The organism is Pseudomonas sp. G.S.17 (assembly GCF_038096165.1).
Classification (GTDB): domain Bacteria; phylum Pseudomonadota; class Gammaproteobacteria; order Pseudomonadales; family Pseudomonadaceae; genus Aquipseudomonas.
On sequence record NZ_CP151076.1, the window covers coordinates 2,280,548 to 2,293,498 of the forward strand.

At 58.5% G+C, this 12,951-nt stretch carries 13 protein-coding genes and 1 pseudogene; 2 read left to right on the forward strand and 12 right to left on the reverse strand.

Annotated features, from left to right (window positions below; translation table 11 throughout):
• Positions 1 to 220 precede the first annotated feature (220 nt).
• The 5 genes from AABC73_RS10505 to AABC73_RS10525 form a co-directional block, all read right to left on the reverse strand.
• A complete protein-coding gene (locus tag AABC73_RS10505) occupies positions 221 to 922 on the reverse strand; it encodes a VIT family protein (protein WP_341523511.1) in 702 nt (233 codons plus the stop codon).
• Entirely contained in the window at positions 919 to 1,923 is a 1,005-nt protein-coding gene (locus tag AABC73_RS10510) for an FAD:protein FMN transferase (protein WP_341524213.1), read from the reverse strand. The genes AABC73_RS10505 and AABC73_RS10510 overlap by 4 nt, the downstream gene beginning before the upstream one ends.
• Positions 1,913 to 4,093 (reverse strand): PepSY domain-containing protein, encoded by a 2,181-nt coding sequence (locus tag AABC73_RS10515; protein WP_341523512.1) that lies wholly within the window; start codon positions 4,091 to 4,093, stop codon positions 1,913 to 1,915. The genes AABC73_RS10510 and AABC73_RS10515 overlap by 11 nt, the downstream gene beginning before the upstream one ends.
• Positions 4,094 to 4,118: 25 nt before the next feature.
• Positions 4,119 to 4,589 carry a DUF2271 domain-containing protein gene (locus AABC73_RS10520; RefSeq protein WP_341523514.1) on the reverse strand — a complete coding sequence of 157 codons (471 nt, stop codon included), beginning with the start codon at positions 4,587 to 4,589 and terminating at the stop codon, positions 4,119 to 4,121.
• 85 nt (positions 4,590 to 4,674) lie between these two features.
• Positions 4,675 to 4,998 carry a PepSY domain-containing protein gene (locus AABC73_RS10525; RefSeq protein ID WP_341523515.1) on the reverse strand — a complete coding sequence of 108 codons (324 nt, stop codon included), beginning with the start codon at positions 4,996 to 4,998 and terminating at the stop codon, positions 4,675 to 4,677.
• Between the two features lie 132 nt (positions 4,999 to 5,130).
• Here AABC73_RS10525 and AABC73_RS10530 point away from each other — a divergent pair, with 132 nt between their 5' ends.
• Together AABC73_RS10530 and AABC73_RS10535 are read left to right on the forward strand one after the other, a co-directional pair.
• Positions 5,131 to 5,790: a response regulator transcription factor gene (locus AABC73_RS10530; protein WP_341523516.1), complete on the forward strand. Its 660-nt coding sequence runs from the start codon at positions 5,131 to 5,133 to the stop codon at positions 5,788 to 5,790.
• Complete coding sequence (locus AABC73_RS10535) at positions 5,787 to 7,130, forward strand: HAMP domain-containing sensor histidine kinase (RefSeq protein WP_341523517.1); 1,344 nt, start codon at positions 5,787 to 5,789, stop codon at positions 7,128 to 7,130. Before AABC73_RS10530 ends, AABC73_RS10535 begins: the two co-directional genes overlap by 4 nt.
• A 307-nt stretch (positions 7,131 to 7,437) precedes the next feature.
• Here the strand turns inward: AABC73_RS10535 and AABC73_RS10540 are convergent.
• The 7 genes and pseudogenes from AABC73_RS10540 to AABC73_RS10570 all read right to left on the reverse strand — a co-directional run.
• Positions 7,438 to 7,948, reverse strand: a pseudogene (locus AABC73_RS10540) (transposase); the annotation flags it as partial.
• A 124-nt stretch (positions 7,949 to 8,072) separates the two neighbouring features.
• Positions 8,073 to 8,360: a cyd operon YbgE family protein gene (locus AABC73_RS10545; RefSeq protein WP_341523518.1), complete on the reverse strand. Its 288-nt coding sequence runs from the start codon at positions 8,358 to 8,360 to the stop codon at positions 8,073 to 8,075.
• A complete protein-coding gene (gene cydX / locus AABC73_RS10550) occupies positions 8,357 to 8,479 on the reverse strand; it encodes a cytochrome bd-I oxidase subunit CydX (protein ID WP_047574401.1) in 123 nt (40 codons plus the stop codon). Before cydX ends, AABC73_RS10545 begins: the two co-directional genes overlap by 4 nt.
• Positions 8,480 to 8,501: 22 nt before the next feature.
• A complete protein-coding gene (cydB, locus tag AABC73_RS10555) occupies positions 8,502 to 9,638 on the reverse strand; it encodes a cytochrome d ubiquinol oxidase subunit II (protein WP_341523519.1) in 1,137 nt (378 codons plus the stop codon).
• Positions 9,631 to 11,202, reverse strand: coding sequence for a cytochrome ubiquinol oxidase subunit I (locus tag AABC73_RS10560; RefSeq protein WP_341523520.1), 1,572 nt, complete (start codon positions 11,200 to 11,202; stop codon positions 9,631 to 9,633). Before AABC73_RS10560 ends, cydB begins: the two co-directional genes overlap by 8 nt.
• Positions 11,199 to 11,375 carry a cytochrome oxidase putative small subunit CydP gene (gene cydP, locus AABC73_RS10565; protein ID WP_341523521.1) on the reverse strand — a complete coding sequence of 59 codons (177 nt, stop codon included), beginning with the start codon at positions 11,373 to 11,375 and terminating at the stop codon, positions 11,199 to 11,201. Before cydP ends, AABC73_RS10560 begins: the two co-directional genes overlap by 4 nt.
• Positions 11,376 to 11,547: 172 nt before the next feature.
• Positions 11,548 to 12,873 carry a sigma 54-interacting transcriptional regulator gene (locus tag AABC73_RS10570; protein WP_341523522.1) on the reverse strand — a complete coding sequence of 442 codons (1,326 nt, stop codon included), beginning with the start codon at positions 12,871 to 12,873 and terminating at the stop codon, positions 11,548 to 11,550.
• Positions 12,874 to 12,951: the final 78 nt, after the last annotated feature.

The window sequence follows — 12,951 nt, forward strand, 5'->3', positions numbered from 1 at the left end:
CGCCAAGGTAACCCATTCGGAGCAGGTAATTATTGATGTTCCTCAAGCGTTCGACACTTGCACGGGTGGCGTGCAAGTCTTCTACGGCCTGATCCCGCGTAGCGATGCTTCACGGGTCGCAGGCGCTCACTTAGCCATCGGCGGGGTCTTGGCGCTTAGGAAAACAGGGCGCCCCGTCGAGGGATCGGGCGCCTTTTGTGTTTTGAAGCATCGATGCGCGCTAAACCACCGCCCCGAACAACGATCCCACCAGCGCCGTGATGCCCATGGCCAACACGCCCCACAACGTCACGCGCCAGGCACCGGTCAATACGCTGGCACCCCCGGCCCTGGCCGCCACAGCCCCCAGGCCGCCGAGAAAAACCAGCGACATGCCGCACATCCACGGCACCACGCTGGACGCTGGCGCGATGAAAATCACCGACAGCGGCAATGCGGCACCGACCACGAAACTGGCGGCGGAGGCGAGGGCGGCCTGCAACGGTTTGGCGGTGAGTGTTGCACTGATGCCTAGTTCGTCCCGGGCGTGGGAGCCCAAGGCGTCATGGGCCATCAATTGGTCGGCCACTTGATGGGCTAATTCGGCGGATACACCACGATGCATGTAAATGTTCGCCAGTTCGATGTGTTCGGCTTTCGGGTCGCTGGCCAGTTCGGCCCGCTCCCGGGACAGGTCGGCCCGTTCGGTGTCCGCCTGAGAGTGTACGGAGACGTATTCCCCCGCGGCCATGGACATGGCGCCGGCCACCAGCCCGGCCATCCCGGTGACCATCAGCGTGGCATGACTGGCGTTGGCGGCGGCGACGCCGATCAACAGGCTGGCGGTGGACACGATCCCGTCGTTGGCCCCCAGGACGGCGGCGCGCAGCCAGCCGATACGCTCACTGCGGTGTAGCTCGGTGTGCCGGTGCATGAACTTCATGGTTTAGCGGGACTCACTGTCAGGGGTGGATCAATCGGACGGGTTTCAATGTGCGCCTGCAACTGGCCGCCGACTATGGAAATTTCCTTGAACTGTTCACCGTCGTGCAGCACGAACAACGCGTCCATGCCGCGTTCCTGCGCCAGGCGCGGGCCTTCGACGTCGCCCAGCACCAGCAGGGCCGTGGCCCAGGCATCGGCGAGCATGCACGAGGCCGCCACTACGCTGACCGCTGCCAACGGGTTGCGCAATGGCGCGCCGGTGACTGGGTTCATGGTGTGGGCGTAGGATTGCCCACCCACCTCGACCCACTGTCGATAGTCCCCCGACGTCGCAATGGCGGCATCGCTGAGTTCCATCACACCCATGACTTCACGCACGCCGCGGCAGGGTTTTTCAATGGCCACGACCCAGGGCTGCGCATCAGGTTTGACGCCACTGGCGCGCATCTCACCGTCGATGCCGACCAGGTAGCGCGTGATGCCAAATCCTTCCAGGCAACGGGCCAGTTCATCGACGCCGAAACCCTTGGCGATGCCATTCAAATCAAGCTGCAGCGGTGCACGTTTGCGCACTTGATTGCGTTGCGGGTCAACCACCAATGCGGCGCTGGTGGACAGTCGTGGGCGCAGTGACGTTGCCGCCAGTGTCTGTTCGTTGACCGATTGTTCGCCGGGACCGAAGCCCCAGGCGTCCACCAGATCACCGACGGCAATGTCGAAAGCGCCGCTCGATTGCTGACTGACCCGCAGTGCGGCGGCCAGCACCGTGGTCAGTTCCTTGGGGACTGACAGCCACTCCTGTTCGGGGGCGGTATTGAGGCGGTTGAGGTCGGAGTCGACTTTCCAGGTGGACATTTGTTGGTCCACCCGGCCCACGGCATCGGCCAGGCGGCGGCTGATTACGTCGGTGTCGAGGCCTGGATCGGCGTAGAACATTGCGGTGTAGCGGCTCCCCATGGTCTCGCCGTTGAGGCTGTAGCGTTGCCCGTCAGTAGACATCTTCACGGTAGCGTCCTTGTGTCTTGAGGGTCAGCACACTCAGGTTGAGCGGTGCCAACACTTCATCCAGGGCCTGCATCACGCCTTTGGCCATTTCGCGACTGCCACACACCAAGACCTGAGCGCCTTTTTCAATCAATCGGCGCAAGGCCAGGGCGTCGCTGATCAATCGGTCTTGCACGTAGCTGCGGTCCTGAACCTGGGAGAACGCGGCGCGCAATGCGGTCAGGCGTCGGTCCGCCAGGTATCGGTTGAGCTCCGGTTCGTAGAGGAAATCCGACGCCGGGTTACGTCCGCCCCAATACAAATGCATCGGGTGTCGGGCCTTGTTGTTGCGGATAAAACCGGCCAACGGACCAATGCCGGTACCGGCGCCGATCAGGATCACCGGGTGTACGCCCGATGTGGGCCGAAATTGCGGGTTGGGCTGGATAAAGGCTTCGATCGATGCGCCGAGGGTCAGCCGATGCAGGAACTCCGAGCACAGCCCGCCTGCGTGTTTACGCACGCAGATTTCCAGCACGCCGTCGTCGGAGCCGCTGGCCAGCGAGTAGAAGCGCGGGACCGGGCTGCCCGGCGGCAAAATCCCCACCAGGTCGCCTGCTTGAAAGTCGGGTAACTCGGCCGGTGCCTTGAAGCGCAGGACGTGGGTCGGCGCGTTCACTTGCTCACCGTAGACAATGCATTCCTGCAGCTCCAGTTGATGAGTGTGCGGTTGCTCCGGGCTGTGAACCAGCGTCACGTCATGCCCCAGTGCTTCGCCCAAGGCGTGACCCCAGCGCGCGAACTCTTGGGAGGATTGGCGATTGACGGTTTCCAGCCCCAGTAATGCCGAGCCACCGGCCTGCATCAGCGCCTCCTGCACTTGATGGGCGTATTGACAGAATTGCGCAAACTGTCGATCTCCCAACCCCAGCACCGCAAACGGCAGGCCGGGTTTAAGGCCGGCCTTTGTCAGCCGGGCGAGGAATTGTGAGGCCGAGGCCGGGGCGTCGCCGTCACCGTGGGTTGCGGTGAGGATGAACAGCCGTTGGGCGCTGCGGTAATCGCCGGTCCATTCATTCATTGCCGCGCTGTGCACTCGGTGCCCGGCCTGGCGCAAGGCTTCATGTAAGGTGTTGGCAAAGCCCCAGCTGCTGTTGTTTTCACTGCCCACCAGAATCACGCTGTCGGCGGAGTGTGCGGGGCTGTTGTGGCGGATGTTCGGGCCGGCCTTGCGGCGGCGCCACCAGAGCAGGATGCCGGTCACGCTCATCAACGGCACGCAGAGGACGCAGAGCCCGAGCGGCAGGCCCAGCCACCAGAGGCCTTCACCGGTGTGCAACTGGTAGATCAGTTCGTAAACGTTGTGCATCGAATCGTGGGCTTGCCACGACAACAAGGTGCCGCTGACCGGGTCCACGTAGCCGTCGCCCTGGGCGGTGCGCAGGGAGAATACGTCTTGCGGGTTGCCGGGGCTTGGGTAGGACAGTTCGCGCAGGTCATTCAGGTCGGTGGCCTGCAAGGCTTGCAGGTTCGTCACCGGCAACGCCGGGCCTGCGCTGATGTGAGTGGGGAAGGCTGGCTCGTTCTGACTGCCGTCGGCGATCAAACCGAAGGTGGTGCCGGACATGTAAAGCCCGCTCAGGGCCGACAGCAGCAGCCCGAGCAATGCCAGGCGTCCGACTTCGGCGTGCCAGCGCTGGCTGAACGTGCCGCGCAATGGCCGCAACAGGTTGCGCCAACCGCCCTGGCGCCGGGCCAGCAGCAATGCGCCGGACACCGAAAGCATCAACATAAACAGCGCGCCGACGCCCGACACCCCATGGCCTGGAGTGCCCATGAACAGCGAGCGGTGCAGGTCTTTCATCCAGCGCGAGAACGCGGACGGCTCGTAAGGCGCGAGGCCCTGGCCGGTCAGTGGGTCGACCTTTTCGGCTCCGGTCTGACCGTCCTGGTTGTAGTAGACGATGACCGTCCCGGACGCGGTGCGCTGGATTTGCTCCACACCCGGAAAGTGGCTGGCGACGTGGCCGGCCAGTTGACCGACATTAAGTTGGCCGGCAGCCGTGGACGTGTTGTGCAGGCGTTCCAGCGCTGGATCGACGGACAATACCGCGCCGCTGATGGCCAATAACATGACCAACAGAGCGGCGATCAGACCGGGCAGGGAATGGAACTGGCGAAGCATATTCAGCCTCCAGGAGTCGCTGTTGCTACAGGTCGTAGGTAAAGGAATCGACGTAAGTGCTGCCGGTCGCCGATGTCCCCGAACCTTTTGACGTCAGGGGGACGCTGATGTCGGCCCGGGCTTCGCGCTTGTTCTCCACGGCGCTGTCGATGCGGATCTGATACCCGGCGTCAATCAACGTGTCTGCCAGTTCAACGCTGACTTTGAGGGTCTGCCCGCTGCCGACGCTGGCGCCGCTGACCCCGTCAAATTCGCTCGGGTTCATGCCGCTGCCACGGGCCCAGTCGGTCAAGTGCCGGTAATACTTGGCCTTCTTGCCAGCCACCCAAAGGGTCTTCTGGTATTGGCCGTTGGCGTCGGTGACATAGATCGCCAGGTACGCATCGTTGCCGCTGTAGTTCTTGAGTTGGGTGGTCAGGGTCACTTCGCGGGCCTGGGCCAGCCCCGGCAGGGCAATAGCGCCGATGAGGCAGCTTGCGGCGATGATCTTTTTCATGGCGATGTCCTGTTTGAGCGTTGTGGCGAGAGCCTGGACCTGCTGGCTGACAGCAACCTGAACAGCCTGGAAAAATCGATGAGGATCATTCGCGGGCAGGGCTGGTGAGGTAGTCCCGAGCATCGCCGTTTTCGCCGAAATTGATCTGCAACGTGCGCAATTGCAGGGAGGCGGGTGCGTAGCGGGCTTCGATGGCATTGCCTTTGCGGTCGACGCCTTTGAGCTTGTAGCAACCGTCGTCGACCTTGATGCGCTGCACGCTCCAGCCCCATTGCTGCTCGACGTGCTGGCGCAAGGTTTCGCGCGGTTGCCAGTCGCTGACCGGCTCGTTGCAGTCGTCATCAGCCAGGGCATAACCGCTGAGCAACATGCTCAACAGGGCGGTACTGGCAATAAAAGGTGTTTTCATGATCTGTCTCCTGCCGGGTCGGCGTCTTTGGCATACCCTAAAGGTCATTCCTGACAACCCGCTGAATCTTCAGATTCATATCAGCTAAGGCGGTTAAGGTTGCTGAACGACAACCATCACAGGAGGTGCCAGATGCGGGTTTTATTGGTCGAGGACGCGCCGGGACTAGGGGACGCGGTGCGCGAGCAGATCGCCGATGACGGCCACGCCGTGGATTGGGTGCAGCGTCTGGACCATGCGCGCAACAGCGTGCGCACCACGCCTTACGACCTGATCCTGCTGGACCTGATGCTGCCGGACGGTCGGGGTCTGGATTTCTTGCGGCAACAACGCTCAGCAGGGGATGTGACCCCGGTGATCATCCTGACTGCCCAGGATCAGATCTCCGAGCGCATTGCCGGCCTCAATGCCGGGGCTGACGACTACCTGGTCAAGCCGTTCGACCTGTTTGAGCTATCAGCCCGTGTAGCGGCCGTGGCCCGGCGTTACAGCGGCAATCCCAATCCGCAGATCAAACTCGGTGATTTGCAGGTCGATATGAGCGCCCGCACGGTACAACGCGATGGCGCGACTATTGATCTGACTGCTCGCGAATGGGCGCTGTTCGAGGCCTTTGTCCAGCGCCCTAGCGCGCTGCTGTCCAAGTCGCAACTCGAAGAGCGCTTGTATGCCTTTGGCGCGGAAATCGAGAGCAACACTATCGAGGTCTACATCAGTCGCTTGAGGAAAAAACTCGGGCGCGAGCTGATTGAAACCGTGCGCGGCATGGGTTACCGGTTGATGCCCGTATGAAGTCGTCGTCAAGCCTGCAAAAACGCCTGGGCCTGGGGTTGACCCTGGGCATGACCTTGCTCTGGCTGGGTGGGACCGTCGGTGCCTGGCTGGTGGTGCAACATGAGTTGAACGAAGCATTCGACAGTGCACTGGAGGAGACCGCGCAACGCATCTTGCCCCTGGCCGTGCTCGAAATCAGCAACCGCGAAGCTCCTCGCGAAGCACAGCACATCGCCACCCTGAAAATGCACAAGGAATACCTGACGTACCTGGTACGGGATGCCCTGGGTGAGATTCTGATGCAGTCCCACGAAGCCAATCCGAAGATCTTCAACCAGCAGCCGAGCGAAGGGTTTTCCACCACTGAAAAATATCGTTTATACGGTGCTTCGGCACTGCGGCAGACGTTGTTTATCGAGATAGCCGAACCGCTGGGGCATCGTCGTGAGGCCGCGCGCGAAGCCCTGATTGCCTTGTTGTTGCCGTTGTTGGCACTGATCCCCGTGAGCCTGTTGGGCACCTGGTTGTTTGTGCGCATCAGCCTGCGCAGTGTGCTGGCGTATCGGCGTGCCGTGGAAGCGCGGGGCGTGGGCGATCTGTCGCCGATCAAAGTGGCGCGACTGCCGGCAGAAATCGACCCGCTGGCCGATGCGGTTAACCATCTGCTGGAGCGCTTGCGCAAGGCGTTGGAGGCTGAGCGCAGCTTCACGGCGAACAGTGCCCATGAACTGCGCACGCCGTTGGCGGCAACGCTGGCGCAGATCCAGCGTTTGCGCCACGAAGCCCCCGACGGCCCGTTGCAGGTGCGTGCGGCGAAGATCGAGAACTCGCTGCGGGAATTGGCGCGGCTCTCGGAAAAACTCATGCAACTGGCCAAGGCCGAGGGCGGCGGGCTGCTTTCCGAAGCCCCTCAGGATCTGATCCCGTTGCTGGCCCATGGGGTCGATGAGTGGAACCTCGGCAGTGGGCATCGAATCAAGTTGAAGTTGCCCACCGAGGCCTGCGTCTACTCCGCCATTGACCCGGACGCGTTCGGCATCCTGTTGCGCAACCTGATCGAGAATGCGCTGAAGTACGGCGCAACCGATCAACCGGTCGAGGTCAGCCTGACTGCTCAGGCGTTACTGCAAGTGGTCAATGGCGGCCCGACAGTGCCAGCGCCAGTGTTGCCGCGCCTGACCGAGCGCTTTGTGCGAGGCAGCAGTGAAGCAAGCGGTTCAGGCCTGGGCCTGGCAATTGCCAAAACCATTGTTCAAGGCGTCGGCGCCAGCATGACACTGGCCTCACCGGCGAGGGGACGGGGTCAGGGGTTTGAGGTGCGCGTCCAGTTTGTACTCATCCCGACAGTTAAAGAATGAGCTCATCCTAACGCACGCTTTTTCGGTTTTTCCTAAAGGATGGCGATTACTTTCTGGAAAACGATGACTTCTTTCTCCTCAATCCATTGGGGCCACGTTGTTTGGCACGACAAAATCCTGAACCTCTAGCGAATGACTGTGTCTGGCCGATTCTGTTGAAAAAGTCGGAATTTCAACCTTGAAGACTTCGAGGTTGATCGTCTCTTCAGAACCTCTTCACCACGTACGTGGATTTTCCGGGTCTGCGTTGATCGTTGCAGCTTGGTCAGTAGGTTAACTTGAGGGTTTTTGCTGATTGCGGGCCTACCTATCCCGTGGTCGGTGGCCCTTGAGAGGTCAGTTTCGCTAATTTCCTTAGATTCTGTACCGTTGCCGCCAAGGTAAATTCGTCGTTTGCACCGGTCATGCCTCGTAGCCGCAATCGATCCAGTTTCAGGATTCGCTTGAGTGCGCGAACAACATTTCAACCTCTTGCGCTCATGGCGAGAGCACGCGTATTGCGGTGTCGTTGCAATCCACCGGGTCACATCTCGCGCCGCTTCATGGACACTACGGGCGATTTTTCGGAACGAAGTGTTCGGGCAGCAGCACGCTTTCATCGAGCATGTAGCGCAGTCGGTTTGTCGGGATCAAAAGATGATGGTGCCAGCTTTCGTGACATGTGAGCGCTGGTTCTTGAAGGCCCGCCACTCGCTACGAAGGGCGTGTCCAGTGGGGCAACGATATTCCTGCGCCTCTTCATTTCATTGAAAATCACTGATCGAGAGGTTGTCGTTCTTGCGCTCGGTTTTGTCTCAAACCTGCACATGTTGCTCAATTTTTTCGTCCACGTTTTCCACAGTGTTTACTGAGCTGTTGGTGTCAAAATATTTTGTTTGGCACCATAAATAGTGGGGCTGTTCTTATATTGGACACTCAAGAGTTCAGTCATGTCGTCAGTCCTCAATGTAGAAACTTTACCCAGCCAGCAAGTGCAAGTGCCGCAAAGCAGGTCCAGCCTGAGAAAAGCCAACGCCAGCCGAGCATCCGCGGAACAAAACCCACACCTCTCACGAAGGCCACACTCATGGCCGCAAACAATGCGGTAGCCAGCACATGGTCAGCTTTCCCATCGGGGGCTGCGATCATGGGAGGATAGAGCGTGCAGGCAAGCATGATCGCTATGGCGATAACCAAACTCAGCGGGTGAATTCGTGAGCAAGACTGGGCGTTAGCGATATTCGGTATCATGACTGCGCCTCGTCATTGTCGCTCAAGGCTCGGCCAGCTTCGTTCTCGCCCCACATCGCATTCAATATAGCCAGTAGCAATGCAAAACCGACTCCCAGCATCCAGGCGAAATACCACATGTTTATTGCTCCTTTGCTGGCGCTAGTAGGCTGAATGTTCGTTGGCTTGGATCTGTGCGACGGTGACCTTGCCCCGCATAACGCGATACGCCCACGAGGTGTAAATCACGATCAGGGGCATGAAGATCAATGTGGCCCAGAACATGATGGCCAGGCTTAAATGACTGGAGACGCTGTCCCACACAGTAAGGCTTGCCGCAGGCACTGTTGATGACGGCATGATGAATGGAAACATCGACACACCCGCCGTGCTGATGACTGCAATCACCGCAAGCGACGAGGCAACAAACGCCAAAAGTGTGCGACGCATCATCAGCAATATCGCTGCACCCGCTGCGCAATCCAACCCCAGTACGGGCAACAGCCACAACAACGGATAATGACCATAGTTGGCCATCCAGGCGCCCGCTTCGCGCACCACTGACTTGTTAAGAATGTCGGGCAGTCCGCCGGTATCAACCAACGATGTAATGCGATAACCGTCGATCCATTGCAGCCAGATGCCAGCCGCTATAAACGAGCACACCAGTACGATTGCCGCCCCCACCGCACCTTTGATCGCCCTGGCCTGGATAACACCTTCAGTGCGATGTGCCAGATAGGTACCTCCCTGCAGGGTGATCATCGAGCTACTCACCACTCCCGTCAGCAGCGCGAACGGGTTAAGCAGTTGCCAGAAACTGCCGGTATAAGTCGACACCAGAAGATCGTTGAAGTGGAACGGTACACCTTGCAACAGATTGCCGAACGCGATCCCGAACACCAGGGGCGGCACGGCCCCACCGACAAAAAGTCCCCAATCCCAAGTGCTGCGCCAAGTGGAGTTGTGAATCTTGCTGCGATAGTCAAAACCTACTGGGCGGAAGAACAGCGCCCATAGGACCAGAATCATCGCCCAATAGAATCCGCTGAATGCGGTGGCATATACCACAGGCCATGCAGCGAACAATGCGCCGCCGGCAGTGATGAACCAAACCTGATTCCCATCCCAGTGCGGACCAACGGTGTTGATAACAACGCGCCGTTCCAAGTCGTTGCGACCAACAAAGGGTAGCAGTGTGCCAACCCCCATATCGTGGCCGTCCATGATGGCGAAGCCGATCAGCAGCACGCCTACTAGCGCCCACCAGATAATTTTCAGGGTGAAGTAATCAAGCATGGTGGAGTTCCTTCAAATGGGCGTCGTGAACATAACGGCCTGTACCGAGGCTGCCAGGACCTTGACGGGCAAACTTGACCATCAGGAACATTTCGACCACCAGCAGCACGGTGTAGAAAACGATGAATCCCGCCAGCGAGCCATAGAGGTTGTTGACGCTTAGGGTGGAAACACTCATGTGGGTCGGCAGGAAGCCGTAGATGGTCCATGGCTGACGTCCGTATTCAGCGACGAACCAGCCCAGCTCGCAGGCAATCCATGGCGCAGGCAGCATGCAAAGTGCCCAACGCAGTAACCACCGGCTTCGCGTGCAGGTCGACTTCAGGGTGCTCCAGAAGGCGAGCCCGAAGAGCATAAGCATGGCAAAGCCAAGGCCGACCATGATCCGGAAAGCCCAGAACATGGGTGCCACGCGCGGTACGGTGTCATTTACCGCCTTGTCGATAATGGCCGGCGTAGCCTGGTTAACGTCTTCAACATACTTTTTAAGCAGCAGGCCAAAGCCCAGATCGGCTTTGTATTCTTCGAATGTCTGGAAAGCCACCGAATCGCTGCGATTGGCCCTTAGGGCCTCAAGCGCATTGACGGCGGTAATGCCGCGAAGAATTCGAGCGCGGTTTTTTTCTTTAATGTCATGTATGCCTGGAATTTGCTTGCTGACTGACCGGGTGCCGATCAAGCCCATCACCCAGGGCACTTCAACTTCCCAGTTATTTCTGGACTCGGCTTCGTTGATACTGGCCACCAATGTCAGGCCCGCTGGTGCGGGTTTTGTTTCCCACATCGCCTCCATGGCTGCCAGCTTGGTTTGCTGCGCTTCACCCACCGTGTAACCCGACTCATCACCCAGCACGATGACGCTCAGCACTGATGCCAGACCGAAGGCGGCCGCCACCCGGAAGCTGCGTTTGGCAAATTCGACATCACGATTCTTGAGCAAATACCAACTGGAAATCGACAGCACAAACATCGAGCCGGTGACGTAACCTGCGGAGACGGTGTGCACAAACTTGGCCTGCGCAACCGGGTTGAAAACCACCGCCCAAAAATCAACCATCTCCATGCGCATGGTGATGTAGCTGAACTCCGAACCAACCGGGTTCTGCATCCATCCATTGGCGATTAAGATCCATAACGCTGAAAGGTTTGTACCAATCCCCATCAGTAACGTGACCAGCAAGTGGTGCTCTTTCTTCAGACGATCCCAACCAAAGAAGAATAGGCCGATCATGGTCGATTCTAGGAAGAAAGCCATCAAGCCTTCAATGGCCAGTGGGGCCCCGAAGATGTCGCCGACGTAGTGCGAGTAATACGCCCAGTTGGTACCGAACTGAAATTCCAGAGTAATACCCGTGGTCACCCCGAGGGCGAAGTTGATGCCAAACAGCTTGCCCCAGAAGCGCGTCATGTCTTTCCAGATGACATTACCGGTCATCACATAGACGCTCTCCATGATGACCAGCAGCCACACCATGCCAACCGTGAGCGGTACAAAAAGAAAGTGGTAAAGCGCAGTGGCTGCAAATTGCAGCCGAGACAAATCCACCAGTTGTTCTGAAATCACTTGCTTGCCCCTTGAGTCGAGGTGGGTACACCGAACCTGTCGCCGATGGTGTTCGAGTCGACGTTGACGTGCGAATCCCGGATGAACAGCCACCACAGCACTGTCAGCACCAGTAGCTTGATCAGTACTGCTGTGAGCAGATGGCGTCGCAGTCGTTTGTCGGAAATGGTCATGACTATGCAGTTAGCACACGGCATGCCAAGGGGGGATATTCTTATTTTATCGTTTTGAAACAGTTACTTAATCATTAGCCTAGTAATGCGAAAAATGCCTTGGCAGATAAATGCGCTGCCAATCTGCCAGAGTTGGCAGTCGTTGGCAGACTTGCATGGTCAGCGCTAGCTATTAGGCCAAACCTTGCTCTTTCAGTCGTCTGTACAAAGTACGTTCGCTTATACCCATGTGCGCGGCCAGCTCACTGCGGGTACCTTTAAAAGTTGCGAGTGCCTGTACCAGCGTGCTGCCGTCGAAAGGGGTGGACGTCGAGGACTGAGGAGACATCACGACGGAGGCGTGGGGTAAATGTATGGAGCGGATCACTCCATCGTCAGCGAACAGACAGGCTCTTTCTAGAACATTGCGTAATTCTCGGATATTGCCGGGCCAGGAAAACCGCTGCAATTGTGTCAGTGCATCCGCATCTATTGTCAGCCGGCGCTTGCCTGTACCGGCACGTTGTAGAAATGAATTCACAAGCAAACCAATGTCTTCAACTCGATTACGCAGGGGGGGTAACTGAATTGGAAAGGCGCTGATGCGGTAGTACAGGTCCTGCCTGAACTCACCTTTCTCCATCATTTTTTCCAGTGGTTTGTGGGTCGCCGCGATTAACCTGAAGTTAGCGTGAAGGGTCTCAACACTGCCGACACGGCGATAGGTGCCCGATTCGATCAGGCGCAACAGTTTTACCTGCATTGCCAGCGGAACATCGCCGATCTCATCAAGAAACAACGTGCCGCCCTGGGCCGTTTCGACCAAACCAGGCTTGCGCGTGGTGGCACCGGTGAATGCTCCTTTTTCATGGCCAAACAGCTCGCTCTCAAACAACGTTTCGGTCAATCCTGAGCAATCTACTACTACAAATGGTCCAGTGGCCCGCTCGCTGGTTTCGTGTACCGCGCGGGCGAACAACTCTTTGCCCGTACCGGACTCGCCTAGCAGCAGCACCGGCAGCATTGATGGTGCCACCCGCTGCAGCTCAGATAGGGCACGGTTAAAGGCCGGTGAACGGCCGACAAGCCCTTCGTTGCTGGGTCGCGCGGATGCACTGCGAACCAGTGTGAGACGCTCCACATAGGCCGTAATAACACCGTGCTCATCTAGGACCGGGCGCAATTCGACGTCGACATGCTCTGGGCCGCGAGGCGTGTGGTGAATGTGCAAAACTCGATCCGGCCCGCGCATTTCCTGCGCTTTTTTCATCGGACAATTCTCACCCGCCTGATCACAAGGGACATCGTAATGGTGTGAGACTTGATAACACTTATGACCGATAAAGGGTTTGTCAGCGCTGCCAAACTGCCGCTGATAGGCAGTATTGGCAGCCAGGATGTTGTACTCCGGATCGAGCACGATCATTGGCTGAGGCTCGTGCTCAAGAAACGAAACAAGTGCCTGAACTTGATCCGGATGTGGGGGTGAGCTGTCTGGGGTGGGCAGGATGGTATTCATGATGGCTCCTGATAATCCATCCATCGTGTTGTGGCACTGCCACCTCTGTCAACAGGCACTGCCAATGGCAGTGAATTC

Coding starts and splice junctions, on each gene's coding strand:
- AABC73_RS10505 (WP_341523511.1), bottom strand. CDS start 922: ATGAAGTTCATGCACCGGCACACCGAGCTACACCGCAGTGAGCGTATC.
- AABC73_RS10510 (WP_341524213.1), bottom strand. CDS start 1,923: ATGTCTACTGACGGGCAACGCTACAGCCTCAACGGCGAGACCATGGGG.
- AABC73_RS10515 (WP_341523512.1), bottom strand. CDS start 4,093: ATGCTTCGCCAGTTCCATTCCCTGCCCGGTCTGATCGCCGCTCTGTTG.
- AABC73_RS10520 (WP_341523514.1), bottom strand. CDS start 4,589: ATGAAAAAGATCATCGCCGCAAGCTGCCTCATCGGCGCTATTGCCCTG.
- AABC73_RS10525 (WP_341523515.1), bottom strand. CDS start 4,998: ATGAAAACACCTTTTATTGCCAGTACCGCCCTGTTGAGCATGTTGCTC.
- AABC73_RS10530 (WP_341523516.1), top strand. CDS start 5,131: ATGCGGGTTTTATTGGTCGAGGACGCGCCGGGACTAGGGGACGCGGTG.
- AABC73_RS10535 (WP_341523517.1), top strand. CDS start 5,787: ATGAAGTCGTCGTCAAGCCTGCAAAAACGCCTGGGCCTGGGGTTGACC.
- AABC73_RS10545 (WP_341523518.1), bottom strand. CDS start 8,360: ATGATACCGAATATCGCTAACGCCCAGTCTTGCTCACGAATTCACCCG.
- cydX (WP_047574401.1), bottom strand. CDS start 8,479: ATGTGGTATTTCGCCTGGATGCTGGGAGTCGGTTTTGCATTGCTACTG.
- cydB (WP_341523519.1), bottom strand. CDS start 9,638: ATGCTTGATTACTTCACCCTGAAAATTATCTGGTGGGCGCTAGTAGGC.
- cydP (WP_341523521.1), bottom strand. CDS start 11,375: ATGACCATTTCCGACAAACGACTGCGACGCCATCTGCTCACAGCAGTA.
- AABC73_RS10570 (WP_341523522.1), bottom strand. CDS start 12,873: ATGAATACCATCCTGCCCACCCCAGACAGCTCACCCCCACATCCGGAT.